Below are 513 nucleotides of genomic sequence, written 5' to 3'. Positions count from 1 at the left end.
TGCTTCTTCCAGAGATTTCACACCACCATTAATAGCAATAGTTAAATGAGAAAAATCTTGCTTCAATTGGTAAGCACGTGGGTAGTCCAGCGGCGGAATCTCGCGGTTTTCTTTCGGGCTCAGACCACTTAGCCACGCTTTACGCGCGTGAATAGTGAACTGCTCACAGCCGCCTTTCTCAGAGACGATCGATACGAAGTCCGTTAGGAACTCATAAGAATCTTGATCGTCAATGCCAATACGTGTTTTAACCGTAACAGGAACATCAACCACCTCTTTCATTGCAGCGACACAGTCCGCGACCAATTGCGGCTCCGCCATCAGGCAAGCACCAAAGCGACCGTTTTGCACACGATCAGATGGACAACCCACATTTAGGTTGATCTCATCATAGCCACGTTCTTGCGCCAACTTGGCACACTTGGCCAAATCTTCTGGGTTTGAACCACCCAACTGAAGGGCTAACGGATGTTCCTCTTCGTTGTAAGCGAGGAAATCTCCTTTTCCATGAAT

The 513-nt window shown here is 48.0% G+C and carries 1 protein-coding gene; it reads right to left on the bottom strand.

Features of this window, described 5'->3' with window-relative positions:
* The coding region (gene dusA, locus R7R78_RS29585) for a tRNA dihydrouridine(20/20a) synthase DusA (protein ID WP_225475023.1) at nucleotides 1-513 on the bottom strand (513 nt) is incomplete at both ends.

Source organism: Vibrio sp. 2134-1, from assembly GCF_033339495.1.
Note: the sequence above shows the minus strand (reverse complement) of the source record. Positions and strands in the feature narration are given on the sequence as shown.